This is a genomic window from uncultured Sphingomonas sp., assembly GCF_936927845.1.
In the GTDB taxonomy this organism is placed as follows: domain Bacteria; phylum Pseudomonadota; class Alphaproteobacteria; order Sphingomonadales; family Sphingomonadaceae; genus Sphingomonas.
The window spans coordinates 82,461-106,037 of the sequence record NZ_CAKZHV010000032.1; the positions used below are offsets into that span (position 1 = coordinate 82,461).

The window sequence follows — 23,577 nt, forward strand, 5'->3', positions numbered from 1 at the left end:
ATCGGTCAACCCGCCCCCGCGTGCCGGCTCGGCTACGTCGGGGCCAATGTCTCGGAGCCAACATGCAGCGCAATCCAGTCGGAAAGCTCCTTCTGTTCGGGGCGACGGGCGACCTGTCGAAGCGGATGCTGCTTCCCTCGCTCTACGGCCTGCACGCCGACGGGCTGCTGCCCGAAGGTCTGACAATCACCGGCTCGGCGCGCGGTGATGAGAATGACGACAGCTTCCGCGAGATCGCGCGCGCCGCGCTCGACGCGCATCTGAGCGACGATCGCAAGGACGAGGAGAAGATCGCTTCCTTCCTCCAGCGGCTCGCCTTCCAGCCCGCCGATCTGTCGGACGAGTCGACCTTCCAGGCGCTCGCCGACAAGGTCGGCGACGTGTCGGGCGGGCTCGCGATCTTCCTGTCCACCGCGCCGTCGCTGTTCGAGCCCGCGGTGAAGGGCCTGGAAAAGGTCGGCCTTGCCGGTGACACGGTGCGGATCGGGCTGGAAAAGCCGCTCGGCTACGACCTCGCTTCCAGCCGCGAGATCAACGACACCGTCGCGGCAGTCTTTCCCGAAAATCGGATCTTCCGCATCGATCACTATCTCGGCAAGGAGACGGTGCAGAACATCCTGGCGCTGCGTTTCGGCAACAGCTTCTTCGAGCCGGTGTGGAACGCGCAAGGCATCGACAACGTCCAAATCACGATCGCGGAAACGGTCGGGCTCGAGGATCGCGCCGGCTATTACGAGGGCGCGGGCGCGCTGCGCGACATGATCACCAACCACATCCTGCAATTGCTCGCGCTCGTCGCGATGGAGCCGCCCGCGCGCTACAGCAAGGACGATATCCGCGACGAAAAGGCCAAGGTGTTCCGCTCGCTCCGCGTGATGACACCGGCCGAGGTGCCGCAGAACACCGTTACGGGCCAGTATGAGGAAGGCGCGGTCAGCAGCAAGGTCGTCAAAGGCTATGACGACGAGCTCGGCTACGATTCGGACGTGGAGACGTTCGTCGCGATCAAGGCGCACATCGATAATTGGCGCTGGCAGGGCGTGCCCTTCTACCTGCGCACCGGCAAGCGGATGGCGAAACGCCGCAGCGAGATCGCGATCCAGTTCAAGCCGGTGCCGCACTCGATGTTCTCTGGCCGCGGCGGGCTGCTCCAACCCAACACGCTCGTCATCCGCCTCCAGCCCGAGGAATATATCGAGCTGCTGGTGATGGCGAAGGAACCGGGGCTCGACCGCGACGGCGTGCGGCTGCGCGAGGTTCCGTTGAAGCTCAGCCTCGACGCCGAGTTCGCCGGTACCCGCCGCCGCATCGCCTACGAGCGCCTGCTGCTCGACCTGATCGAGGGCGACCAGACCTTGTTCGTCCGCCGCGACGAGGTGGAGGCGCAATGGGTGTGGACCGACGCGATCCGCGCCGGTTGGGCGGCGAACGGCACCAAGCCGAAACATTATCCCGCGGGCACCTGGGGGCCCTCGGCCGCGATCGCGCTGACCGAGCGCGACGGTGTTACCTGGCAGGACGATTGAGCGCGCACGCCTTCCCTTTCCCAATTTCATGTAAGTGAGAGTGTATGACGACCGAGATCGAATGGTGGGAATATGACGACGCGGCCGAGCTGGCCGACGCGGTCGCGGGCGACATCCAGTTCGTGATCGAGAGCGCGATCGACGCGCGCGGTTCGGCCGTCATCGCGCTCGCGGGCGGCAAGACCCCGCTGCCCGCATACGAGAAGCTCGCCAAGGCGAAGCTCGACTGGAAGCGCGTGACGATCATCCCCAGCGACGAGCGGATCGTGCCGCTGGGCGACCCGCTGTCGAACGTCACCGCACTCGGCAAGACGTTCATCCCGAAGGGCGCGCGCGTGATCCCGGTCGTCCCCAAGGCGACCGACGACTATAAGGCTGCGGGCCGCTCGGCCGACGCGCTGATGCAGGACCTGCACTGGCCGCTCGACCTCTGCATGCTGGGCGTCGGCGGCGACGGCCATACCGCGTCGATCTTCCCCGGCCCCGACTTCGACGAAGCGCTGAACGGTCCGCGCGAGCGCCGCGCATTGGGCGTCATGCCCGATCCGCTGCCCCCGGAGGCGCCCGTCGCGCGCGTGACGCTCAGCCGCGCCGGCATCATCACCGCGCGCGCGCTCTTGATCGCGGTGACGGGCGACGCGAAGCGCAAGGTGATCGAGGACGCGATCAGCGAAGGCGCGGGTTCGCCCTACCCGATCGGCCGCGTCCTCGCCGACGTCGAGCTGCCGGTCGACATCCACTGGGCCCCGTAATTGGGCGCCATAACACCACGTAGTAGATTGCCCTGCCGCCCTGAGCCACTAGAAGCACGCTTCGATCAGCTCAGGGCGAACGGAAAACCGCAACGATGAACCCCGCCGTACAGGCCGTCACCGATCGCATCGTCGCGCGCTCGCAGCCCACCCGCCGCGCCTACCTCGACCTGATCGAGCGCGAGCGCGACACGTGGATCGGTCGCCCGCGGCTCGGCTGTGCGAACCTCGCCCACGCTTATGCCGGGACGCCGGAAGACCGCGCCGCGATGCGCGGCGGCGATGCGATGAACATCGGCATCGTCACCTCGTACAACGACATGCTGTCCGCGCACGCGGTCTATTACCGTTATCCCCAACAGATGAAGGTCTGGGCGCGCGAGGTCGGCGCGACGGCGCAGGTTGCGGGCGGCGTGCCTGCGATGTGCGACGGGGTGACGCAGGGCTATCCCGGCATGGAGCTGTCGCTGTTCAGCCGCGACACGATCGCGCTGTCGACCGCGATCGCGCTCAGCCACGGCACGTTCGAGGGCGCGGCGCTGCTCGGCATCTGCGACAAGATCGTGCCCGGGCTGCTGATGGGCGCGCTGCGATTCGGGCATCTGCCGATGGTGATGGTGCCCGGCGGCCCGATGCCCTCGGGCCTGCCCAACAAGGAAAAGGCCGCGGTGCGCGAACGCTTCGCGGTCGGCGAGGCGGGGCGCGAGGAACTACTCGAGGCTGAGATCGGCGCTTATCACAGCCAGGGCACCTGCACCTTCTACGGCACCGCCAACACCAACCAGATGATGATGGAGGTGATGGGCCTCCACATGCCCGGCGCCGCCTTCGTCAATCCGGGCACCAAGCTGCGCCAGGCGCTGACCCGCGCCGCCGTCCACCGGCTAGCCGCCATCGGCACGTCGGGTGAGGACTATCGTCCGCTGGGATTGTGCGTCGACGAAAAGGCGATCGTCAACGCCGCGGTCGGCCTGCTCGCGACAGGCGGATCGACCAACCACCTGCTCCACGTCCCCGCGATCGCGCGCGCGGCCGGCATCGTGATCGACTGGGAGGACTTCGACCGCCTCTCTGCCGCCGTCCCGCTGCTCGCGCGCGTTTACCCCAACGGGTCGGCCGACGTAAACGGGTTCGAGGCGGCGGGCGGGATGCCCTACGTCATCGGCGAACTGCTATCGAGCGGGCACCTCCACCGCGACATCATGACGGTCGCGGGCGACGACCTGTCGGCTTACGCGAACAAGCCCGTGCTCGACGGCGACGCGCTCGGTTGGGCTCCGCCGGGCGTGAGCGGCGACGACACGATCCTGCGTCCTGCCAGTACCCCCTTCTCGCCCGACGGCGGGATGCGGATCCTCCAGGGCAACGTCGGTCGCGCCTGCATCAAGGTGTCGGCGGTGGAGCGCACCCGCTGGATCGTCGAGGCGCCCGCGCGCGTGTTCGACGACCAGCTCGACGTCATCGAAGCGTTCAAGGCGGGCGAGCTCGACCGCGACGTGGTGGTCGTCGTCCGCTTCCAGGGCCCGCGCGCGAACGGCATGCCCGAACTCCACAAGCTCACCCCGCCGCTCGGCGTGCTCCAGAACCGTGGGTTCAAGGTCGCGCTCGTCACCGACGGGCGCATGTCGGGCGCGAGCGGCAAGGTGCCGTGCGCGATCCACGTCAGCCCGGAGGCGCTGCCCAACGCGCAGGGCGTCGGCGGGAACATCGGCCTGATCCGCGACGGCGATATGGTTCGCGTCGATGCAGTAGCGGGCGCGCTCGACGTGCTGGTCGACACCGCGACGCTGACGGGGCGCGAGCGGCCGACGCCCCCGCCTCCACCCACCGGAATGGGACGCGAGCTATTCGGCATGTTCCGCGGACAAGCGGACGAGGCGGAAAAGGGAGCAAGTGCGATGCTGGCGGGAGCGATGCTGTGAGCGAGGTCGTCTCGGTCGATATCGGGGGAACCCACGCGCGCTTCGCCATCGCCGAGGTCGACGCCGGACAGGTCGTGGCGCTCGGCGACGTCGTCACGCTCAAGACCGCCGACCACGCCAGCCTGCAGACCGCTTGGCAGGCGTTCGCCGCCGGACTCGGGCGTCCGGTGCCGAACGCCGCCGCGATCTCGGTCGCCTCGCCGATCACCGGCGACGTCATCCGCCTGACCAACAATCCCTGGGTGATCCGCCCATCGTTGATCCCGGAGCGGCTGGGCGCGGACACCTGGACGATCATCAACGATTTCGGCGCGGTCGGTCACGCCGTTGCGCAATTGCCGCACGCGGATTTCGAGCATCTCTGCGGGCCCGACATGCCGCTCCCGGCCGAGGGGGTCACCACCGTCTGCGGCCCCGGCACCGGTCTGGGCGTCGCGCAGGTGTTCAAGACCGACGGGCGCTACCTGGTGCTGCCGACCGAGGGCGGGCACATGGATTATGCGCCGCTCGACCCCATCGAGGACGCGATCCTCAAGCGCCTGCGCCGCACCTTTACGCGCGTCTCGACCGAACGGATCGTCGCCGGCCCAGGCATCGTCGCGATCTACGAAACGCTCGCCAGCCTGGAAGGCCGCGCGATCCGCGAGCGGACCGACAAGGAGATCTGGACCGACGCGCTCGACGGCGACGATTCGCTCGCGCTCGCGGCACTCGACCGCTTCTGCCTCGCGCTCGGCGCGGTGGCGGGCGACCTCGCACTCGCGCACGGCGCGAAAGGCGTCGTGATCGCGGGCGGGCTGGGCCTGCGCATCAAGGACAAACTGCTCCGCTCCGGCTTTGACCAGCGCTTCGTCGCCAAGGGGCGCTTTCAGCAACTGATGGCCGCGATCCCGGTCAAGCTCATCACCCATCCCCAGCCCGGCCTGTTCGGCGCCGCGGCCGCCTTCGCGCAGGAGCACACATGAACATCCAGGACATCATGCAGACCGCGCCGGTCATCCCGGTGCTCGTGATCCACGACGTGGCGCAGGCCCGTCCGCTCGCCGAGGCGCTGGTCGCCGGCGGCCTGCGCGTGCTTGAGGTGACGCTGCGCACCCCCGCCGCGCTCGACGTGATTCGCGAGATGAAGCAGGTGCCGCGCGCGATCGTCGGCGCCGGTACCGTGATCGCCCCCGATCAGTTCGATCAGGCGATCGACGCCGGCGCGGAGTTCATCGTCTCCCCCGGCCTGTCGCATCGTTTGAGCGAGCGGATCATCGACAGCAAGGTCCCGTATCTGCCCGGCGTCGCGACCGCGGGCGACATCATGCGCGGGCTCGACCTCGGCCTCACCCATTTCAAGTTCTTCCCGGCCGAGACGTCGGGCGGGGTCAAGGCGTTGAAGGCGCTCGCCGCGCCCTTCTACCAATGCAAGTTCTGCCCGACCGGCGGGATCAGCGCGAAGAACGCGCCCGACTGGCTCGCGCTCGATCCCGTGCTGTGCGTCGGCGGCAGCTGGGTGAACGAAGGTACGCTGCCCGAGGTGACCGAGCGCGCGAAAAAGGCGGCCGCGCTCGCGAAGTAGAACATCGCCGCGCATACATGGACGCTTATTCCGCGGGCTAGGTCACGTCAGGCGGATACTGTGTCAGCTTGGACACCCACTCTGCGGGTTGAGAAAAGGCCGGTCGTGATCGCGATGCCGATCGCGAGCACGACCACCGACTCGGCGGCAAACGAGTCGCCTTAGACGACGATGAACCCGATCGATGCTCGCCACGCTCGTTGGTTGGGGAGCACCTTCGGCACGACGAGCAAACCCGCGATCGCGAGCGTCGCGAACAGGGCTGACTAAGCCCCATCATCGGCAGCGTGAACGATCCACGCAGCCACATGCACCACCGCACCGGCCAGCAGCACCAGTTCCGCAGCATCGACCACCGAAGGCCGCGTCTATCGTGTATTGCCCATGCGCCGCACGCTCCACGCGAGCTGAAAGGGTGGAAGCGGTAACCCGCACCTGCCCCTACCGATAGGCCGCGCTACATCTCCCCGCGCGCGTGGCGGATCGCGTACCATTTCTTCACGTTGGCGTTATGCTCGGCAAGCGTGTTCGCGAACACGTGCCCGCCGGTCCCGTCCGCGACGAAGTACAGCGCCTTGGTCTGCGCGGGGTTCAGCACCGCGTCGATCGACAGCCGCCCCGGATTGGCGATCGGCCCCACCGGCAGCCCCGGCGAGGCGTAGGTATTGTACCCGTTCTTCGCGCGCAGTTCAGACACGCGAATGCGCCGGCCGAGCGGGCGGCCCTTGGTGATCGGATAGATCACGGTCGGATCGGCCTGGAGCGGCATGCCGATACGCAGACGATTGGAATAGACTGCCGCGACCATCCGCCGCTCGGACGGCTTGCCCGTTTCCTTCTCGACTACCGACGCGAGGATCACCGCCTCCTGCGGCGTCTTCGCGATCGTCGTCGGGCGGCGCTTCGCCCAGGCTTGCGCGACGTAAGCCTTCATCGCCGCCTGCATCCGTGCCAGCACCGCCGCGCGCGTCTCGTCGCGCTCGAACGAATAACCGTCGGGCAGCACCGACCCTTCGGCGGGCACGCCGACGCTGCCGGTCAGCGCGTCGGCGGCCATCAACTTGTCGCGCACCATCACCGAGGGCAGTCCTTCGGGGATGACGACGAGACGCTGAACCGCCTTGCCGCCCTGCAGGATCGACAGGATCGTCGATTCGCTCGCGCCCGCGGGGATCGCGAACTCGCCCGCCTTGATCGATCCCGTGCCGCCGAACAGCCGCGCGCGCAGCCGGAAGCGCGAGGCGGAACGGATCGCGCCCGCCTTCTCCAACTGCGTCGCCGCGCTCGCCAGGCTGGAGCCTTGCGCGATCTCGACATTCATCGGCTTCGCGGCCGGCCCGCTGCCCGACCAGCCGAGCAACACCCACGCGCCTGCGGCGATGATGACCAGCCCGGCGATCAGCGCCAGACAACCGGGACGGCGCATGGGTGTCAGTTCCTCAGACCGGCTTCATCACCAGGCTGGCGTTGGTGCCGCCGAACCCAAACGAATTGTTGAGCACCGCACGCACCTGCCGCTTCTTCGCGGTGTGCGGCACCAGGTCGACGCCCGCGCAACTGTCGCTCGGGTTGTCGAGGTTGAGCGTCGGCGGCACGATCTGGTCGCGCATCGCCAGAATGCAGAAGATGCTCTCCACCGCGCCCGCACCACCCAGCAGGTGGCCGATCGCCGACTTGGTCGAGCTCATCGACAAACCGCCGATCGCGTCGCCGAACAGGCGGCGCACCGCGCCCAGCTCCAGCTCGTCGCCGAGTGGGGTCGAGGTGCCGTGCGCGTTGATGTAATCGATGTCGTCGAGGCTGAGCCCCGACTTGCGCAGCGCCATCTCCATCGAGCGATACGCGCCCGAGCCTTCGGGGTGCGGCGCGGTGACGTGGTAGGCATCGCCCGACAGGCCGTAACCGATCACCTCGGCGTAGATCTTCGCGCCGCGAGCCTTCGCGCGCTCATATTCCTCCAGCACGACGACACCCGCGCCCTCGCCCATCACGAAGCCATCACGGTCCTTGTCGTACGGGCGGCTCGCCTTTTCCGGCTGGTCGTTGAACGCGGTCGACAACGCGCGCGCCTGCGCGAAGCCGGCAATGCCGAGCGGACAGATCGCGCCCTCGGCACCGCCCGCCAGCATGACATCCGCGTCGTCCATCGCGATCATCCGCGCGGCGTCGCCGATCGAGTGCGCGCCGGTCGAGCAGGCGGTCACGACCGCGTGGTTCGGCCCCATCAGCCCGTATTTGATCGTCACCTGACCGGTGATCAGGTTGATCAGCCGCCCATGGACGAAGTGCGGCGAAACGCGGCTTGGCCCCTTTTCGTGCAGCACGATCGACTCGCTCTCGATCCCCGGCAGGCCGCCGATCCCCGCGCCGATCGAGGCACCGGCACGGTAACGCTCGGCCTCGCTCATGTCGGTGAGGCCAGCGTCTTCCAGCGCCTGGCACGCCGCATCGATGCCGTAGACGATGAAGGGGTCGACCTGGCGCTGCACCTTGTGGTCGACGCGTTTGTTGGGATCGAAGCCGTATTCGTGGCCCGCGGGCTTCACCTCGCACGCGATGCGGCATTTCTGGTTCGACGCGTCGAAGCGCGTGATCGGGCCCGCTCCCGACTTGCCGGCGATGAGATTGGCCCATGCGGTTTCCACGTCCGCACCGAGCGGGGTGACGAGGCCGAGACCGGTGACGACGACGCGACGCATAGGCATTCCTTCTTCACCCCTGGCGCGCGAGCGCTGACGCACGCGGGTGTCTTCTCAAACCGAAACGGCTCCCCGCCCTCTGGACGAGGATGGGGAGCCGCTCAAATCTCGACTCTCCGAGTTAAGGGATCAGCCCTTATGCTCGTCGATGTAGGTGATCGCGTCCTTGACGGTCGTGATCTTCTCGGCGGCGTCGTCGGGGATCTCGACCCCGAACTCTTCCTCGAACGCCATCACCAGCTCGACGATATCGAGGCTGTCCGCGCCCAGATCGTCGATGAAGCTGGCATCCTCGGTCACCTTGTCGGCTTCGACGCCCAGGTGCTCGACGACGATCTTCTTCACGCGGTCGGCAGTCTCGCTCATGGTAATCCCTCTTCTTCTTGGGGGGTCAGTAACTTCCTGAACGCAGGTAGAACGGGGAGCGTTTCGTGACAAGTGCGACGTTTACCGGGTGAACGGCCCGTCCCGCCGCATCGCTGTCACATGGATCATACCATCGCCATGCCGCCGTTGACGTGCAGCGTCTGCCCGGTGACGTAGCCCGCCTCCTTGGACGCGAGATAGACGACCGCCGCGGCGATGTCCTCTCCGGTACCCAGATCACCGTTCGGGATGCGCGCCGTCAATGCGCTCTTCTGCGCCTCGGGCAGCACGTCGGTCATCGCCGAGCGGATGAAGCCCGGGGCCACGCAATTCACCGTGATGTTGCGGCTGGCGAGCTCCTGCGCCAGCGCCTTCGACATGCCGACCAGCCCCGCCTTCGATGCGGCGTAATTCGCCTGACCCGGATTGCCCGTCTGCCCGACGACCGAGGTGATCGAGACGACGCGGCCGAAGCGCTGCTTCATCATCGGCTTGGCCGCCGCGCGGATCAGGCGGAACGCGGCCTCCAGGTTGACGCGGATCACTGCGTCCCATTCCTCGTCCTTCATCCGCATCGCGAGATTGTCGCGCGTGACGCCGGCGTTGTTGACGAGAATGTCCAGCCGCCCGCCCAGCGCCTGTACCGCGGCGGGCACGAGCCCGTCGACCGAGGCGGCGTCCGACAGGTTCGCCGGCACCGCGACATGGTCACCGTCCAGCGTCGCACGGAAAGCCTCAAGCTTGTCGGCATTCGAGCCCGACACCGCCAGCCGCGCGCCCTGCGCCGCCAATCCGCGCGCGATCGCCGAACCAATCCCGCCCGACGCGCCGGTCACCAGCGCGGTCATGCCTGAAAGATCGAACATGCTTCTTCTCCTCAGCTTGCCGGTCAGAGCGTCTTGGTCAGCGCTTCGACGTCGTCCATCGTCACCACGCTGGTGACGGTCGCGTCGGGCACGATCCGCTTGACCATCGGACCCAGCACCTTGCCGCCGAACTCGACGAACTCGGTCACGCCCGCCTCCGCCATCGCCAGCACCGATTCGCGCCAGCGCACGCGCCCCGTCACCTGCTCGACGAGCAAGCGCCGGATCGCGCCGGGATCAGCGACGGCTGCCGCATCGACGTTGGCGAACACGGGGACGAGCGGTGCGCGGAGATCGGCCTCGGCGAATGCCGCCTCCATCGCAGTCGCGGCATCCGCCATCAGCGCGCAGTGGAACGGTGCCGACACGGGCAGCAGCACCGCGCGCTTCGCGCCCATCTCCTTCGCCAGCGCGACCGCGCGCTCGACCGCGGCGCGGTGGCCGGAAATGACCACTTGGCTCGGATCATTGTCGTTGGCGACCGTGCAGACCAGCTCCGCACCGCCCTCCGCCAGGATCGAATCGACCGCGGCGCCCGCGATCACGCTCGCCTTTTCCACATCCGCGCCGAGCAGCGCGGCCATCGCCCCCTCGCCGACCGGCACCGCCGCCTGCATCGCGCGCCCGCGCAGCCGGAGCAGCCGCGCGGTGGTCGCCAGATCCAGCGCCTCGGCCGCGCACAAGGCGCTATATTCGCCCAGCGAGTGACCCGCGACATAATCGGCCTTGTCGGCCAGCCGCACGCCACCTTCGTGTTGCAGCACGCGCAAAGTCGCGATCGCATTCGCCATGATCGCGGGCTGCGCATTCTCGGTCAGCGTAAGGTCGTCGGCGGGACCGTCCCACATCACGCGGCTCAGATGCTGGCCGAGCGCGTCGTCGACCTCCTCGAACACCGCGCGCGCCGTCGGCGACGCGTCGGCGAGTGCGCGACCCATGCCGACCGCCTGGCTGCCCTGTCCGGGGAAAATGAATGCGCGCATCGCCCTCTCCATGCGTGAAGGGCTGCGCTGCTAGGCGCGAGGGCGGAAGCGGTCAACTGGAGCGGCGGACCAGCACGGCCTCCGGACTGGGCGCGAACATCCGCCGGGCGACCGCACCGGGGACGAGCGGTTCGAGCCCCAGCGTACGCAGCATCGCCCCGACCCGCGTCGGCGGCGAAGGATAGCGCGCCAGCACCTGCCCCGCGGGCGCACGGTCCGCCTCCGCGATCTCCAGCCCACCGGCGCGCGCGGGTGCGTAGCGCAAATTCTCGCGCCCCGCGTACAGCATCGGGATCAGCGCGCGGCGTACCGTTTGCGGATCGGCCGCGATCACTTCGCGCGGGTGTGCGGCGGACGCCTCGACCATCGCCTCCATCACCCAGCGCGGATGCGCGTTGCCGACGCCCATCAGCAGCAGGTTGCTCGACACCAGCACGGTCAGCAGTATCACCCGCCAGACGGCGGCGAGCCGCGCTACCCAGGTTGCGACGATCACAACCGCGGCAAGCGCGGGCAACGTGAAGTAGCGTGGGTTGAGCACCAGCTTGCCGTAGAGCACCGCGACCAGCACGAACATCGCGCCCGCCATCGCGGCGAGCACCACCATCCGCGGACGCTGCGCGCGCGGCACAAGGCCCCACGCTCCCAGCGTCATCGCCGCGCCCGCGATCCAGAACAGCAGCCCGAAATCGTCGTTGATTATCAGCACCAGCAGCGGATCGATCGGCGGCCACAGCAGGAAATTGCCCTCCATGTTCGCCGCGCGGTCGATGTGATCGTCGTGATTGAACGCGATGGTGTAGCGCCGCAGCGGATCGCCGGTCAGCGCCCATTGATACAGCGCCTCGCCGCCCAGCACGACCGCGACGCCGACGCCTGCCGCGATCAGCACGCCGCGCGGCACCGGGCGCCCGAGCACGAACAACGGCACCAGTCCAACGAGCGGCAGCACGCTCGTCTCACGGCACAGCACCGCCACCCCGAACATGATGCCAGCCGCCACGCCGCGCACGTAACCCGCGCGGTCCGCCCGCGCGCCGCCCAGCAGCATCACGCCGAGCACCAACGCCGCCGCCTCGATCAGATCGACCGACACGGTCGTCGCGTGACTGACGATCACCGGCAGCGTCGCGGTCAGCAGCGCGGCGATCCATCCGGCGCGCGCCCCCACCACCTTCGCCGCAAACGCGCCCGTCACCGCGACTACAACCGCGTAGAAGATCATCGCCGTCACCGCGAACGCCGCGAACCCCTCCCCGATCGTACGCAGCACCGCGGCAAAGGTCAGGGTCAGCGGAAAACGCGTGGTCCAGTGATTGTCGCCCGCGAACGGCGGCTGCGTCATCACCTTCATCGCGCCCTGCCAGTAGAGCGAGTCGTCCGACGCCTCGAACCCGATCCAGCCGATCCACAGCGCGGCCGCGGCACAGGCGAGTAGCACCAGCAGCCACGGCAGCGCGCGCGCGCGGTCGGTCGCTTCGATGCGATGGAAGGTGTGATGCATCTTCATGCGCGCGGGCCTAGTCCCGCGCCGCTTGCGATTTGGTTGAAGCGCGTAAAAACGCAGGGTTGCTGACACCCCGTTCAGGAAGCGCGCCGATCCGCGACAATTTGCGACCAATTGGCGCGGCCTGCGACACGGGAACGCGACACGCGCTTCCTAATTTAGCTCTCGAGGGCGGGTGACGCCGCCGCGAACAACGGGAGCCACGATCATGTTCAAGAAGATCATCCTTTCCGCCATTTCCGCTTCGGTCGCGCTGACACCGATCGTCGCTGCCTCGGCCGAGGCGCAGACCCGCACCGTCACCACGGTGAAGGAGCGTCGCAACGGCACGGTGGTCCAGCGCACGGTGACGACGCAGGCGAACGGACGCAACTGGCGCGCCGGCCAGCGCTTCGACCGCCGCTATGCGCCCAATTACGCGCAGATCGACTATCGCCAGTTCCGCGGTCGCGGCCTCTACGCCCCGCCGCGCGGTTATCGCTGGGTCCGCTCGGGCCGCGATGCAGTGCTCGTCTCGGATCGTGGCGGCACGGTCCGCACGGTGGTGACGCGGATTTACCGCTGAGCCGACGAACACCCGCCCCGGCTTGCGTCACGACGCAAGCTCGGGTATCGGACAACCCGCTTCGGGCGGGATGGCATGGCCGTCCCGCCCTTCGCTTGTTTCAAGACGACAGCCGGAGGGGCGGTGCGCATGGGGCGTCCGTCAGCGATCGGCCAACATAGAAGGTAGCACATGGCTCTCTACGAGCACGTGTTCCTTGCGCGCCAGGATCTGGCACAAGCGCAGGTGGACACGCTGGCTGAAAACGCCAGCAAGATCGTGACCGACCACGGTGGTCGCGTCGTGAAGACCGAGAATTGGGGCCTACGCAGCCTCGCGTACCGCATCGCGAAGAACCGCAAGGCGCATTACGTGATGCTCGAGATCGACGCACCCGGCGACACCGTCGCCGAGATCGAGCGTCAGGCGGGCATCAACGAAGACATCATCCGCTACATGACCGTTCGCGTCGACGAGCTGGAGCAGGGTCCGACCGTCATGATGCGCAAGCAGGAGCGCGACCGTGAGCGTCGTGCCGACCGCGGCGAGCGTGGCGGCGACCGCGGTGAGCGTGGTGGTGATCGCGGCGATCGTGGTGACCGTGGCCCCCGCCGTGAGGAGGAGTTCGCGTAATGGCCCGTCCGTTTTTCCGTCGTCGCAAGTCGTGCCCGTTCAGCGCCAAGGATGCGCCCCGGATCGACTACAAGGACGTCCGTCTGCTCCAAGGCTTCGTGTCCGAGCGCGGCAAGATCGTGCCCTCGCGCATCACCAGCGTGTCGGCCAAGAAGCAGCGTGAGCTCGCGCAGGCGATCAAGCGTTCGCGTCACCTGGGCCTGCTGCCCTACATCGTGAAGTAAGGAGTAGCAGACATGGACGTCATTCTGCTCGAGCGCGTCGAGAAGCTCGGCGCCATCGGCGACGTGGTGAAGGTAAAGGACGGGTTCGCCCGCAACTTCCTGCTGCCGCGCAAGAAGGCGCTGCGCGCCAACGAAGCCAACCGCAAGGTGTTCGAGGCCAACCGCGCTCGCATCGAGGCCGACAACGCGGCGCGCCGCGGCGACGCCGAGAAGGAAGCCGGCAACTTCAAGGACGCGCAGATCACGCTGATCCGCCAGTCGTCGAACACCGGTCAGCTCTACGGCTCGGTCGCGGTGCGCGATCTGGTCGAGTCGCTGGTCGCCGAAGGCTACAAGGTTTCCAAGAGCCAGGTCGTGCTCGATCGTCCGATCAAGGCGATCGGCCTGTACGACGTCAAGGTGCAGCTGCATCCCGAGGTCGTGGTGAACGTCAAGGTCAACGTCGCACGCTCGCCCGAAGAGGCCGAGATGCAGGCGTCGGGCGTCGACGTCATGCAGCAGGTCTTCGAGGAAGGCCGCGACCAGGGCGGCTTCGTCGAGGCGTATGATCCGAATGCAGAGCCCGGTGCCACTGCCGAGGTCCAGCAGGATCAGGCGCAGGGCTGACGCCTACGCCGCTCCGGCAACAAGAAAGGCCGCCCGGGCAACCGGGCGGCCTTTTCTGCTTTGGACGGTCGCGGCCGTGACCGGCGACCAACGCTTACGGGTTCATCAGCACCGCCGACACGACGGCCGAGAACGGGATCAGCGCGAGGATCACGGGGAAAAGCTGTTTCATGGCATCACCTTGCGACGACGAGAACGTGTTGCGAGGTAGAATGCACGAAGCGGATCAGGGTTTCCCGTAAGTTAACAAGCGCGGCGTTCCGCCGTGACACACCACTTGGGCGCGACAGCGGCGGCCGGCCGATGTGCGGCTCCACCTCGCCCGGATCGGCGCGCTACAATCCTTGCACCGCGCGGAACTGGACGCGCGCTTCCTCGCCCATCAAGTGCTGCAACACCACCCACAGGCCCGCGACCGCCTCACCGCCCGCCGCCTTGTAGGCGCGCGCGACATTGTCGTGGAGATTGTCGAAGATCGCCTTTTCCAGCTTCTCGCCTTCGGGCGTTAGCTTGAGCAGCCGCTGGCGCCGGTCGCGGTCGCCGGTGTGCTGTTCCATCAATCCCTTCGCGATCAACTGCTTGGCGACGCGTCCGAACGACTGCTTCGTGATGCCGAGGATCGCGAGCAGCGCGGTCACGTTGATGCCCGGCTGGCGGGCGACGAAATACATAATCCGGTGGTGCGCGCGTCCGAGCCCGAGCGCGGCCAGCGTATCGTCGGCGTGCCGCAGATGCCGCGTGTTGCTGAGAAAGAGCAGGTCCATGCCACCACGAATGGTTTCTTCGCGCAGGAATTGGTCGCGGGGCGGCATCACGATCTCGCTCATGCGACAAATGATGCCGCGGTAATCTAGGTTACGCTAGACCCAAGTTGCACCATGCCGCGTCCTACAATCGGGCGGTTACTCAAGGACCGGCTGGTCATCGGCGTCCGAACAGCTTCTCGATATCGCCGTGCGCCAGCTTCACCCAGGTCGGCCGCCCATGGTTGCACTGGCCCGAGTGCGGCGTCGCCTCCATCTCGCGCAGCAACGCGTTCATCTCCGCCACCGCCAGCACGCGTCCCGCCCGCACCGAACCGTGGCACGCCATCGTTCCCGCGATCGCGTCGAGCCGCTCGCGCAACGACAGCGCCTCGTCGAACGCCGCCAGCTCGTCGGCCAGATCGGCGACCAGCCCGGTCGGGTCGGCGCTGCCAAGCAGCGCGGGCGTGGCGCGCACCAGCATCGCACACGGGCCGAAGCGTTCCAGCACCAGTCCCAGTTCGGCCAGCTCGCCGATCCGCGCCTCCAATCGGTCGCATGCCGGCTCCTCCAGCTCGACCACCTCGGGCAGCAGCAGCGCTTGGCTCGCGACGGTGCCGCCCGCCAGCGCGCGGCGCATCCGTTCGAGCACGAGCCGTTCGTGCGCGGCATGCTGGTCGACCAGGACCAGACCGTCGGCCGCTTCGGCGACGATATAGGTCTTGCTCACCTGCCCCCGCGCGACGCCGAGCGGATGGTCGGTCGTCGCAGGGATCGGCGCCCAGGCGGGCTCGGCACGCGCCAGCGGCGGCGCGGCGATGAAGCTGGAGCGCCGTTCGTTGACGAACGACGATGCGGTCGCGGCCGTCCGTTCGAGCAAACTCGTCTGCGCGTCAGCCGCAGCAACGGGAGCGACTGGTTCGGGCCGCCACATCGCCAGCGCGTCCTCGCTCGGTCGCTGCACCGCGCGGTGACCCGCCTCGTCGAGCGCACGGCGAAGGCCCGAGACGATCATGCCGCGGATCATCGCCGGGTCGCGGAACCGCACCTCGGTCTTGGCAGGATGGACGTTCACGTCAACCAGATCGGCGGGCAGATCGAGGAACAGCGCCACCACCGCGTGACGATCGCGCGGCATCATTTCGGCATAGGCACCGCGCAGCGCACCGAGCAGCAGGCGATCCTTCACCGGGCGCCCGTTGACGAACAGATATTGATGGTCGGCCACCCCGCGGTGAAAGGTCGGCAGCCCGGCGACACCGCCCAGCACCACGTCCTCGCGCCGGAAGTCGATCGCGACCGCATTGTCGGCGAGCGCGCGGTCGGTCAACGCCGCGACGCGCGCGGGGCGGTCGTGCTGCGCGGGGACACTCAACACCCGGCGGCCGTCATGCTCCACCGCAAAGGCGATCTCCGGCCGGGCGAGCGCGAGCCGGCGCACGACGTCGAGACACGCGCCATATTCGGCACGCGGACTACGCAGGAACTTGCGCCGCGCCGGCACGCGCGCGAACAGCGCCTCCACCACCACGCGCGTGCCCGGCGGCAGCGCCGCGGGCCCTTCGCGCACCACCACGCCATTGTCGACGGCGCGCGCCCAGCCTTCCGCGCCCGGCGGGCGGCTCTCGATCGTCACCCGCGCGACGCTCGCGATCGAGGGCAGCGCCTCGCCGCGAAAGCCGAGCGTCTCGACCCGGTCGATATCCTCGTGCGGCAGCTTGGAGGTGGCGTGCCGCTCCAGCGCCAGCGCGATCTCGGCGGCCGTCATGCCGCACCCGTCGTCCGCGACCGCAATCCGCTCCACCCCGCCTGCCGACAGCTCGACCGCGATGCGCGTCGCGCCCGCGTCGATCGCATTCTCGACCAGTTCCTTCAACGCACTGGCCGGTCTTTCCACCACTTCACCGGCGGCGATACGGTTGACCAAATGCTCGGGCAGACGACGTATTGACACCGCGCAGGCACTAGCCCAAGCGGCGGCATCCCGCGACCCGAAAGATTGCTGTCGCGAAGCCGCATCGGTGGCTTCGAGGGCCGGGCACAGGCAAGAACCGCCGGCCAACGGCGACACACGGAAACGCATCTCACATGGTCTTCTCGCGCTTGTTCAAGATGTCCTCGCACGACATGGCGATCGATCTCGGAACGGCGAACACCGTCGTCTACGTCCGCGGTCGCGGCATCGTGCTCAACGAACCGTCGGTTGTCGCGGTTGAGACGATCAACGGGCAGAAGCGCGTCAAGGCAGTCGGCGACGACGCGAAGCTGATGATGGGCAAGACCCCCGGTACGATTGAGGCGATTCGCCCGCTTCGCGACGGCGTGATCGCGGACATCGATGTCGCCGAGCAGATGATCAAATATTTCATCGAGAAGGTGCACGGGCAGCGTCGCTTCATGCGCTGGCCCGAGATCGTGATCTGCGTTCCCTCGGGCTCGACCAAGGTTGAACGCCGCGCGATCCGCGATGCCGCGCAGAATGCGGGCGCGAGCCAGGTGTGGCTGATCGAGGAGCCGATGGCGGCGGCGATCGGTGCCGACATGCCGGTGACCGAACCCGTGGGATCGATGGTGGTCGACATCGGCGGCGGCACCACCGAGGTTGCGGTGCTCAGCTTGCGCGGTCTCGCCTACACCACCTCGGTGCGTGTCGGCGGCGACAAGATGGACGAGGCGATTGTCTCCTACGTGCGTCGCAACCACAATCTGCTGATCGGCGAGGCGACTGCCGAGCGGATCAAGCAGGAACTCGGCTGCGCGAAGCCCCCCGTCGACGGCATCGGCAAGACGGTGTTCGTCAAGGGCCGCGACCTCGTCAACGGCGTGCCGAAGGAGATCCCGATCACCCAGGCGCAGATTGCCGAAGCGGTCAGCGAGCCGGTGGCCGCGATCGTCGACGGCGTGCGCATCGCACTGGAAAACACCGCCCCCGAACTCGCCGCCGATATCGTCGACCAGGGAATCGTTCTGACCGGCGGCGGCGCGCTGCTGCAAGGGTTGGACGAGGTGCTGCGCGACGAGACGGGCCTGCCGGTCACGATCGCCGACGATCCGCTGATCTGCGTCGCGATCGGCACCGGGCGCGCGCTGGAGGACCCGATGTTCCGCGCCGTGCTCCAGAACGGTTGATCGGACCCGCATCGACATGGCGCCGCCGCGGGATCGGCGCCCGGGTTTCTCGCGACGGGCGCAAAATGGTGTGTTCTTCGGCTACATCCTCGCCATCGCCGGCGGGGTTGTGGGTGCGGTGCTGCTCGCGCTGTCGCAGTTGAACCCGACCGCCTTCTCGGCCGCGCGCGCAAGTGTCGCGGAGGTGACGGCGCCGATCTCCAGCGCGCTGGCGGTCGCGGTCGACACCGTGTCCGGCATTCCCGACGCCGTCGCGTCGTGGTGGGACGTGCACAACAAGAACGCCGACCTGAACGCACGGCTGGCGCGTGCCCGGCCCGCACTCGTCGCCGGGCATCTGGCGCAACTGGAGAATGCGCGCCTGCGCCGCTTGCTCGCGGTGCGCGACCTCGAGCAACGCCTCGTCGTCACCGCGCGGATCGTCAGCACCAGCGCGACCAGCACGCGGCGCTACGGCCTGCTCAACGCTGGCACCTGGCAGGGCGTGCGCGAAGGCCAGCCGGTACAGGGGCCCGAGGGGCTCGTCGGCCGCGTGCTGGAGGCAGGGCCCAATACCGCGCGCGTGCTGCTGCTGACTGATCCGCAGAGCATCGTGCCCGTTCGTCGCCTGCGCGACGGCCTGCCCGCGCTCGCCGCCGGCCGCGGCGACGGGCTGGTCGACGTGCGCGTGATCGACACCGACGACGCCCACTTCAAGGCGGGCGACGTGTTCGTCAGCTCGGGCAGCGGCGGCATCTTCGGTCCCGGCGTGCTCGTCGCACGCGCGCTGCGCGGCGGGGCCGAGGCTGCGCTCGCCAAGCCGTTCGCGCGCCCCGACGCGTTCGACATCGTCTCGGTGCGCAGCGTCTACGCGCCGCCGCCGCTACCCGCGCCCGCGCCGACCCCCGGCGCAGTGCCGCAACCCACCGCGTCCGCCGCGCCTGCCCGCCCCTGATGGCCAGCGCACCACTCTTTCGCGAACCGCTACCGCTCGGCAGTGCGCGGCTACTGCCGTGGGCGACCGTGATGACGGGTTCGCTGCTGACGATCCTGCCACTCGGCGCCAACCTCTCGCTCCTGCCGCCGTTCGGGCTCTTGGCGCTGCTGTCATGGCGGCTGCTCGCGCCGTTCGCGATCCGGCGCTGGGCGCCCGCCTTTCTCGGTCTGTTCGACGATCTCGTGTCCGGGCAGCCGGTCGGCAGCGCGATGCTGCTGTGGACGCTCGCCTATTTCCTCGTCGGCGCACTCGAGGCGCGGTCGGGATTGCGTGATTTCTGGCAGAACTGGCTGATCGCCGCCGCTGCGATCACGCTCGTGCTCGTCGGCGGGCGCGTGGCCGCGACCCCGCTCGCCGCCCACGTCGACGTGGCGCTCGCCGCGCAGATTGTGCTGTCGGTGCTGCTCTTCCCCGCGGTCGCGTTCCTGATCGCCCGCGTCGATGCGCGGCGGGTGCGCTGATGCTACGCGGCCCGCGTGTCCTGACCGAGTCGATGCAGGCGTTCAGCTTCTCGCGCCGTGCGTGGTTGCTGGGCGCGGGGCAACTCGGCGTCGGCGGGCTGCTCGTCGGCCGCATGGCGTGGCTGTCGGTCGCGGAGAACGAGCACTACAACCTCCTGTCGGAAAGCAACCGGGTCAACAACACGATGATCCCGCCGCGCCGCGGCTGGATCGTCGACCGTCACGGCCAACCGATCGCCAACAACCGCACCGACTTCCGCGTCGACCTGATCCCCGATCGTCTGGTCGACAAGGACAAGACGCTCGCCGCGCTACGCAAGCTGCTCGCGCTCACCGACGAGGATATGCTGCGGATCGAGGCCGATCTGAAGAAGGCGGCGGGGTTTCAGCCGGTGCCCGTGGCCGAAAACATCGACTGGGACCGGTTCGCCGCGGTCTACGTCCGCCAGCCCGAGATGCCCGGCGTCGCCCCGACACGCGGCTTTGCGCGCAACTATCCCGCCGCCGCCGCCGTCGCGCACCTGACCGGCTACGTCGGTGCGCCGACTGCGGAGCAATATCGCGCGACGCGCGATCCCCTGCTGGTCACGCCCGGGTTCAAGCTCGGCAAGGATGGCCTGGAAAAGACGCTTGAGCCGCTGCTGCGCGGCAAGGCAGGCGCGAAGCGTGTCGAGGTCACTGCGCGCGGCAAGCTGGTGCAGGAACTCGCGACCCGCAAGGACGAGCCCGGCCGTACCGTGCGCCTGACGATCGACGCGGGGCTGCAGGAATATGCCGCGCGCCGCCTTGGCACCAATTCAGGCTCGTGCGTGGTGTTCGACTGCCTAACCGGCGAAATGCTGGCGATGGTGTCGATGCCCGCCTACGATCCCAACAGCTTCTCCGAAGGGATCAGCCATCTCGAATGGGACATGTTGTCAAAGGACGACCATGTTCCGTTGATGAACAAGGCGACGCAGGGGCTTTATCCGCCCGGCTCGACCGTCAAGCCGATGAACGGCCTGGCGCTGATGGCCGCGGGGGTAAACCCCAACGAGCGCGTGTTCTGCTCGGGCGCGATGCGGCTGGGCAGCAGCGTGTTTCACTGTCACAAGCGTCACGGCCACGGCCCGCTCGATCTCAAAAACGCGATCATGCAGAGCTGCGACATCTACTTCTACGAGATGGTGCGCCGTGTCGGCTACGATAAGATCGCACCGGTGGCCCGCGCGCTGGGACTGGGCGAGAAGTTCGACCTTCCCTTCGCGACGCAGCGTTATGGCACCGTACCCGACAGCGCGTGGAAGCGCCGCAAGTACAAGACCAACTGGACCGCGGCCGACTCGGTCAACGCCTCGATTGGTCAGGGTTACGTGCTCGCCAATCCCCTACAGCTCGCAGTGATGGCGGCGCGGATGGCGTCAGGAAAGGCGCTCGTCCCGACGATCCTGCGCGATCCGTTCAAACCTGCCGCCAAGCCGCTCGCGATCGACCCCGACCATTTCCGCATCATCCGCGAGGCGATGAACGGCGTCGTTAACCTCGGCGGCACCGGCGGCGCGGCGAAAATGCAGGTGCCGGGCGTCGGGCTGGCCGCGAAGACCGGCACGGCGCAGGTGCGTCGCATCACGATGGCGGAGCGTCGCTCAGGCGTGCTCAAGAATGGGCAGTTGCCGTTCAAGCTCCGCGACCACGCGCTGTTCGTCTGCTTCGCGCCCTATGACAACCCGCGTTACGCCGCGGCGGTCGTGCTCGAACACAACGGCCACACCGTGCGCAACCTCGACACGCCGCTGATCGGGCGCGACATCATGACTTATTTGTTCGATCGCGACCGCGCGATGAAGGCGCTGGCCGAAGTTGAACCGACCTGGGGGGGTGACATTCGCACCCGCATGGCCGCGCAGGAGGCCGCCTACCGCGCCGCGCACACCACCCCACCCGCGCAGGCCGCCGCGACCGAGACCGACGCTCCGGCCCCCACCGAGGCGCGCGCCGTAGAGGCCGAAACCGACATCCAGAACGCGAGCCAGGCCGCGGTCGAACGCGATATCGCTAACGGCGCCGGCCCGGCGCAGACCGGCTCGCCCGAACCGGACGATGACAGCGGTGCTCGCAACCTCCCTTCATCGTCGCAGACATTGCCGCAGACCGCTGCGACCCCGCCAGCAGGCCAGCCGCAGTGAGATCCGTTGTTCCATCGTCGTTGACGAGCCTGCCCTGGCGTGCGTTGCTGCTTGTCGTGGCGATCGGCTGTTTCGGGCTGGTCGTGCTCTACTCGGCCGCGAACGGCAGCATTCGTCCATGGGCGCTGCCGCAGGGCATACGCTTTTTCGTCTTTCTAGCCGGCTCGATCGTGTTGTCGCGGGTGCCCTTGTCGTGGTGGCGCAATCTCGCCTTCCCGGCCTACGGCGCGCTGGTGGTCGCGCTGCTGCTCGTCGAACTGCTTGGCGCGGTACGCGGTGGCAGCCAGCGCTGGCTCGATCTGGGCTTCATTCGCCTGCAGCCATCCGAGCTGATGAAGATCGGCATCGTTCTCGCCGCAGCACGCTTCTACGAGATGCTGCCGGCGGCCGAGACGCGGAAGTTTGTCGCGATCTGGCCGGTTGCGGTCCTGATCGGCGTGCCGGCCGCCTTGGTGATGCTCCAGCCCGATCTCGGCACCGCGCTGATGATCTGCGCGGGTGGCGCGACCGTCATGTTCCTGGCCGGTGTGCCGCTGCGATTGTTCGTGGGCGGCGCCGCCGCGCTCGCCGTCGCGGCTCCGCTCGCCTTCATGTTCGCGCTCCACGATTATCAGCGCAACCGCGTGCTGATCTTCATGGACCCGGAAAGCGACCCGCTCGGCACCGGTTACCACATCAGCCAGTCCAAGATCGCGATCGGATCAGGCGGTATCTTCGGCAAGGGGTTCATGCACGGCACGCAGAGCCATCTCGATTATCTGCCGGAGGGTCAGACCGACTTCGTCTTCGCGACCATGGCGGAGGAATGGGGTCTGATCGGCGGCGTGTTCATCATCGCCGCTTTCCTGCTCGTGATCCGCTGGGGCGTGGGCGTCGGCGTCCGCGCGGAGAGCCGCTTTGCCAAGCTTGTGGCGGCGGGATTGTCGACCACGATCTTCTTCTACGTCGCGATCAATCTGATGATGGTGATGGGCCTGGCGCCGGTTGTCGGCATCCCGCTGCCGCTCGTCAGCTTCGGTGGTTCGGCGCAGATGACCGTGCTGATCTCGCTCGGCATCCTGATGGGGATCGATCACACCAATCGTCGCAAGACACTCTGGTAATCGAGCAAGAAAAGGCACGAAAAGCAAAAAAGGGGTTTGCAGAATCGAACAGCCGATGTAGAGGCGCGCTTCCCGATCGGAAGCGACACACCAAGTCGCTTCTTCTCACCGGTCATGGACGCATAGCTCAGTTGGTAGAGCAGCTGACTCTTAATCAGCGGGTCCTTGGTTCGAGCCCAAGTGCGTCCACCACCCTTACCGTTGTAAACGCTGGCTTTTATCGGATGCTCGGATTTGTTCTCCGACACTGAGCTGCCCCCTTCTGAGTGGTCCATCGACTATGACAGTCTGGATCGAGGAAGGGACGACGAATGCCAGCGAAGAAGCACAAGCCCGAGGAGATCATCGGCAAGCTGCGTGAGGTTGAGATCATGCTGGGCCAGGGCGGCACGACGGCCGAGGCATGCCGGCGCATCGCAGTCAGCGAGCAGACCTATTACCGATGGCGCAAGGAATATGGTGGTCTGAAGACGGATCAGGCGCGGCGGATGAAGGATCTGGAGAAGGAGAACCTCCGGCTGCGTCGCGCGATCTCGGACCTGACATTGGACAAGCTGATCCTGCAAGAGGCGGCGCGGGGAAACTTCTGAGCCCCGCACGGCGCCGGCGGTGCATCGACCAGGTGCGTGAGGTGCTGGATGTGTCCGAGCGACGGGTGTGCCGCGTCCTCGGGCAGCATCGGTCGACGCAGCGCAAAGTGCCGTGTGGGGCAGATGACGAGGAGGCGCTGACCGACGACATCGTCGCGCTGGCCAGGCAGTACGGGCGCTACGGCTATCGCCGGGTAACCGCACTGCTGCATGCGGCC

General features: G+C 67.8%; 22 protein-coding genes, 1 tRNA gene and 1 pseudogene. 16 read left to right on the top strand and 8 right to left on the bottom strand.

Annotated features, from left to right (window positions below):
- Positions 1-62: 62 nt before the first annotated feature.
- The 5 genes from zwf (at position 63) to eda (ending at position 5,764) form a co-directional block, all read left to right on the top strand.
- Positions 63-1,526 carry a glucose-6-phosphate dehydrogenase gene (gene zwf, locus Q0579_RS05760; protein ID WP_298810139.1) on the top strand — a complete coding sequence of 488 codons (1,464 nt, stop codon included), beginning with the start codon at positions 63-65 and terminating at the stop codon, positions 1,524-1,526.
- A 44-nt stretch (positions 1,527-1,570) separates the two neighbouring features.
- Positions 1,571-2,278: a 6-phosphogluconolactonase gene (pgl, locus tag Q0579_RS05765; protein WP_298810141.1), complete on the top strand. Its 708-nt coding sequence runs from the start codon at positions 1,571-1,573 to the stop codon at positions 2,276-2,278.
- Between the two features lie 95 nt (positions 2,279-2,373).
- Complete coding sequence (gene edd, locus Q0579_RS05770) at positions 2,374-4,200, top strand: phosphogluconate dehydratase (protein WP_298810144.1); 1,827 nt, start codon at positions 2,374-2,376, stop codon at positions 4,198-4,200.
- On the top strand, positions 4,197-5,165 hold the full coding sequence (gene glk / locus Q0579_RS05775) for a glucokinase (protein ID WP_298810146.1): 969 nt from the start codon (positions 4,197-4,199) through the stop codon (positions 5,163-5,165). Before edd ends, glk begins: the two co-directional genes overlap by 4 nt.
- Positions 5,162-5,764 carry a bifunctional 4-hydroxy-2-oxoglutarate aldolase/2-dehydro-3-deoxy-phosphogluconate aldolase gene (eda, locus tag Q0579_RS05780; RefSeq protein ID WP_298810150.1) on the top strand — a complete coding sequence of 201 codons (603 nt, stop codon included), beginning with the start codon at positions 5,162-5,164 and terminating at the stop codon, positions 5,762-5,764. The genes glk and eda overlap by 4 nt, the downstream gene beginning before the upstream one ends.
- A gap of 457 nt (positions 5,765-6,221) precedes the next feature.
- Here eda and mltG read toward each other — a convergent pair whose 3' ends face one another.
- From mltG to Q0579_RS05810, 6 genes are all read right to left on the bottom strand, one after another.
- Positions 6,222-7,190: an endolytic transglycosylase MltG gene (gene mltG, locus Q0579_RS05785; protein ID WP_298810154.1), complete on the bottom strand. Its 969-nt coding sequence runs from the start codon at positions 7,188-7,190 to the stop codon at positions 6,222-6,224.
- A gap of 13 nt (positions 7,191-7,203) precedes the next feature.
- Positions 7,204-8,463: a beta-ketoacyl-ACP synthase II gene (fabF, locus tag Q0579_RS05790; protein WP_298810157.1), complete on the bottom strand. Its 1,260-nt coding sequence runs from the start codon at positions 8,461-8,463 to the stop codon at positions 7,204-7,206.
- Positions 8,464-8,592: 129 nt separating this feature from the next.
- Positions 8,593-8,829, bottom strand: a complete 237-nt coding sequence (locus tag Q0579_RS05795) for an acyl carrier protein (RefSeq protein WP_019515010.1) — start codon at positions 8,827-8,829, stop codon at positions 8,593-8,595.
- A 125-nt stretch (positions 8,830-8,954) separates the two neighbouring features.
- Complete coding sequence (fabG, locus tag Q0579_RS05800; RefSeq protein WP_298810164.1) at positions 8,955-9,695, bottom strand: 3-oxoacyl-[acyl-carrier-protein] reductase; 741 nt, start codon at positions 9,693-9,695, stop codon at positions 8,955-8,957.
- A 23-nt stretch (positions 9,696-9,718) separates the two neighbouring features.
- Positions 9,719-10,678, bottom strand: coding sequence for an ACP S-malonyltransferase (fabD, locus tag Q0579_RS05805; protein ID WP_298810166.1), 960 nt, complete (start codon positions 10,676-10,678; stop codon positions 9,719-9,721).
- A gap of 52 nt (positions 10,679-10,730) precedes the next feature.
- Complete coding sequence (locus Q0579_RS05810) at positions 10,731-12,188, bottom strand: glycosyltransferase family 39 protein (protein ID WP_298810168.1); 1,458 nt, start codon at positions 12,186-12,188, stop codon at positions 10,731-10,733.
- Between the two features lie 205 nt (positions 12,189-12,393).
- Between Q0579_RS05810 and Q0579_RS05815 the strand changes: the two genes are divergently transcribed.
- From Q0579_RS05815 to rplI, 4 genes are all read left to right on the top strand, one after another.
- Positions 12,394-12,750 (top strand): RcnB family protein, encoded by a 357-nt coding sequence (locus Q0579_RS05815; RefSeq protein ID WP_298810170.1) that lies wholly within the window; start codon positions 12,394-12,396, stop codon positions 12,748-12,750.
- Positions 12,751-12,921: 171 nt separating this feature from the next.
- Positions 12,922-13,362, top strand: coding sequence for a 30S ribosomal protein S6 (gene rpsF, locus Q0579_RS05820; protein WP_219768897.1), 441 nt, complete (start codon positions 12,922-12,924; stop codon positions 13,360-13,362).
- Positions 13,362-13,586, top strand: a complete 225-nt coding sequence (rpsR, locus tag Q0579_RS05825) for a 30S ribosomal protein S18 (RefSeq protein ID WP_010163758.1) — start codon at positions 13,362-13,364, stop codon at positions 13,584-13,586. The genes rpsF and rpsR overlap by 1 nt, the downstream gene beginning before the upstream one ends.
- A 12-nt stretch (positions 13,587-13,598) precedes the next feature.
- Complete coding sequence (gene rplI, locus Q0579_RS05830) at positions 13,599-14,192, top strand: 50S ribosomal protein L9 (protein ID WP_298810174.1); 594 nt, start codon at positions 13,599-13,601, stop codon at positions 14,190-14,192.
- A gap of 335 nt (positions 14,193-14,527) precedes the next feature.
- Here the strand turns inward: rplI and Q0579_RS05835 are convergent, their stop codons facing one another.
- Positions 14,528-15,019 carry a MarR family transcriptional regulator gene (locus tag Q0579_RS05835; RefSeq protein WP_298810176.1) on the bottom strand — a complete coding sequence of 164 codons (492 nt, stop codon included), beginning with the start codon at positions 15,017-15,019 and terminating at the stop codon, positions 14,528-14,530.
- Between the two features lie 94 nt (positions 15,020-15,113).
- The gene (gene mutL / locus Q0579_RS05840) at positions 15,114-16,889 is read right to left on the bottom strand and encodes a DNA mismatch repair endonuclease MutL (RefSeq protein WP_298810177.1); all 1,776 of its coding nucleotides are present in this window, start codon (positions 16,887-16,889) and stop codon (positions 15,114-15,116) included.
- A 134-nt stretch (positions 16,890-17,023) separates the two neighbouring features.
- On the opposite strand from mutL, the gene Q0579_RS05845 reads away from it, so the two are divergent.
- The 7 genes and pseudogenes from Q0579_RS05845 to Q0579_RS05875 all read left to right on the top strand — a co-directional run.
- Entirely contained in the window at positions 17,024-18,064 is a 1,041-nt protein-coding gene (locus Q0579_RS05845; RefSeq protein ID WP_298810179.1) for a rod shape-determining protein, read from the top strand.
- A gap of 16 nt (positions 18,065-18,080) precedes the next feature.
- Positions 18,081-18,998: a rod shape-determining protein MreC gene (mreC, locus tag Q0579_RS05850; protein WP_298810180.1), complete on the top strand. Its 918-nt coding sequence runs from the start codon at positions 18,081-18,083 to the stop codon at positions 18,996-18,998.
- 71 nt (positions 18,999-19,069) lie between these two features.
- Positions 19,070-19,501 (top strand): rod shape-determining protein MreD, encoded by a 432-nt coding sequence (locus Q0579_RS05855; protein ID WP_298810182.1) that lies wholly within the window; start codon positions 19,070-19,072, stop codon positions 19,499-19,501.
- Positions 19,501-21,666, top strand: a complete 2,166-nt coding sequence (gene mrdA / locus Q0579_RS05860; protein WP_298810183.1) for a penicillin-binding protein 2 — start codon at positions 19,501-19,503, stop codon at positions 21,664-21,666. Before Q0579_RS05855 ends, mrdA begins: the two co-directional genes overlap by 1 nt.
- A gap of 20 nt (positions 21,667-21,686) precedes the next feature.
- A complete protein-coding gene (gene rodA, locus Q0579_RS05865) occupies positions 21,687-22,769 on the top strand; it encodes a rod shape-determining protein RodA (RefSeq protein ID WP_298810185.1) in 1,083 nt (360 codons plus the stop codon).
- Positions 22,770-22,885: 116 nt separating this feature from the next.
- Positions 22,886-22,961: transfer RNA gene (locus tag Q0579_RS05870), tRNA-Lys, on the top strand.
- 119 nt (positions 22,962-23,080) lie between these two features.
- A pseudogene (locus Q0579_RS05875) lies at positions 23,081-23,577 on the top strand (transposase); the annotation flags it as partial.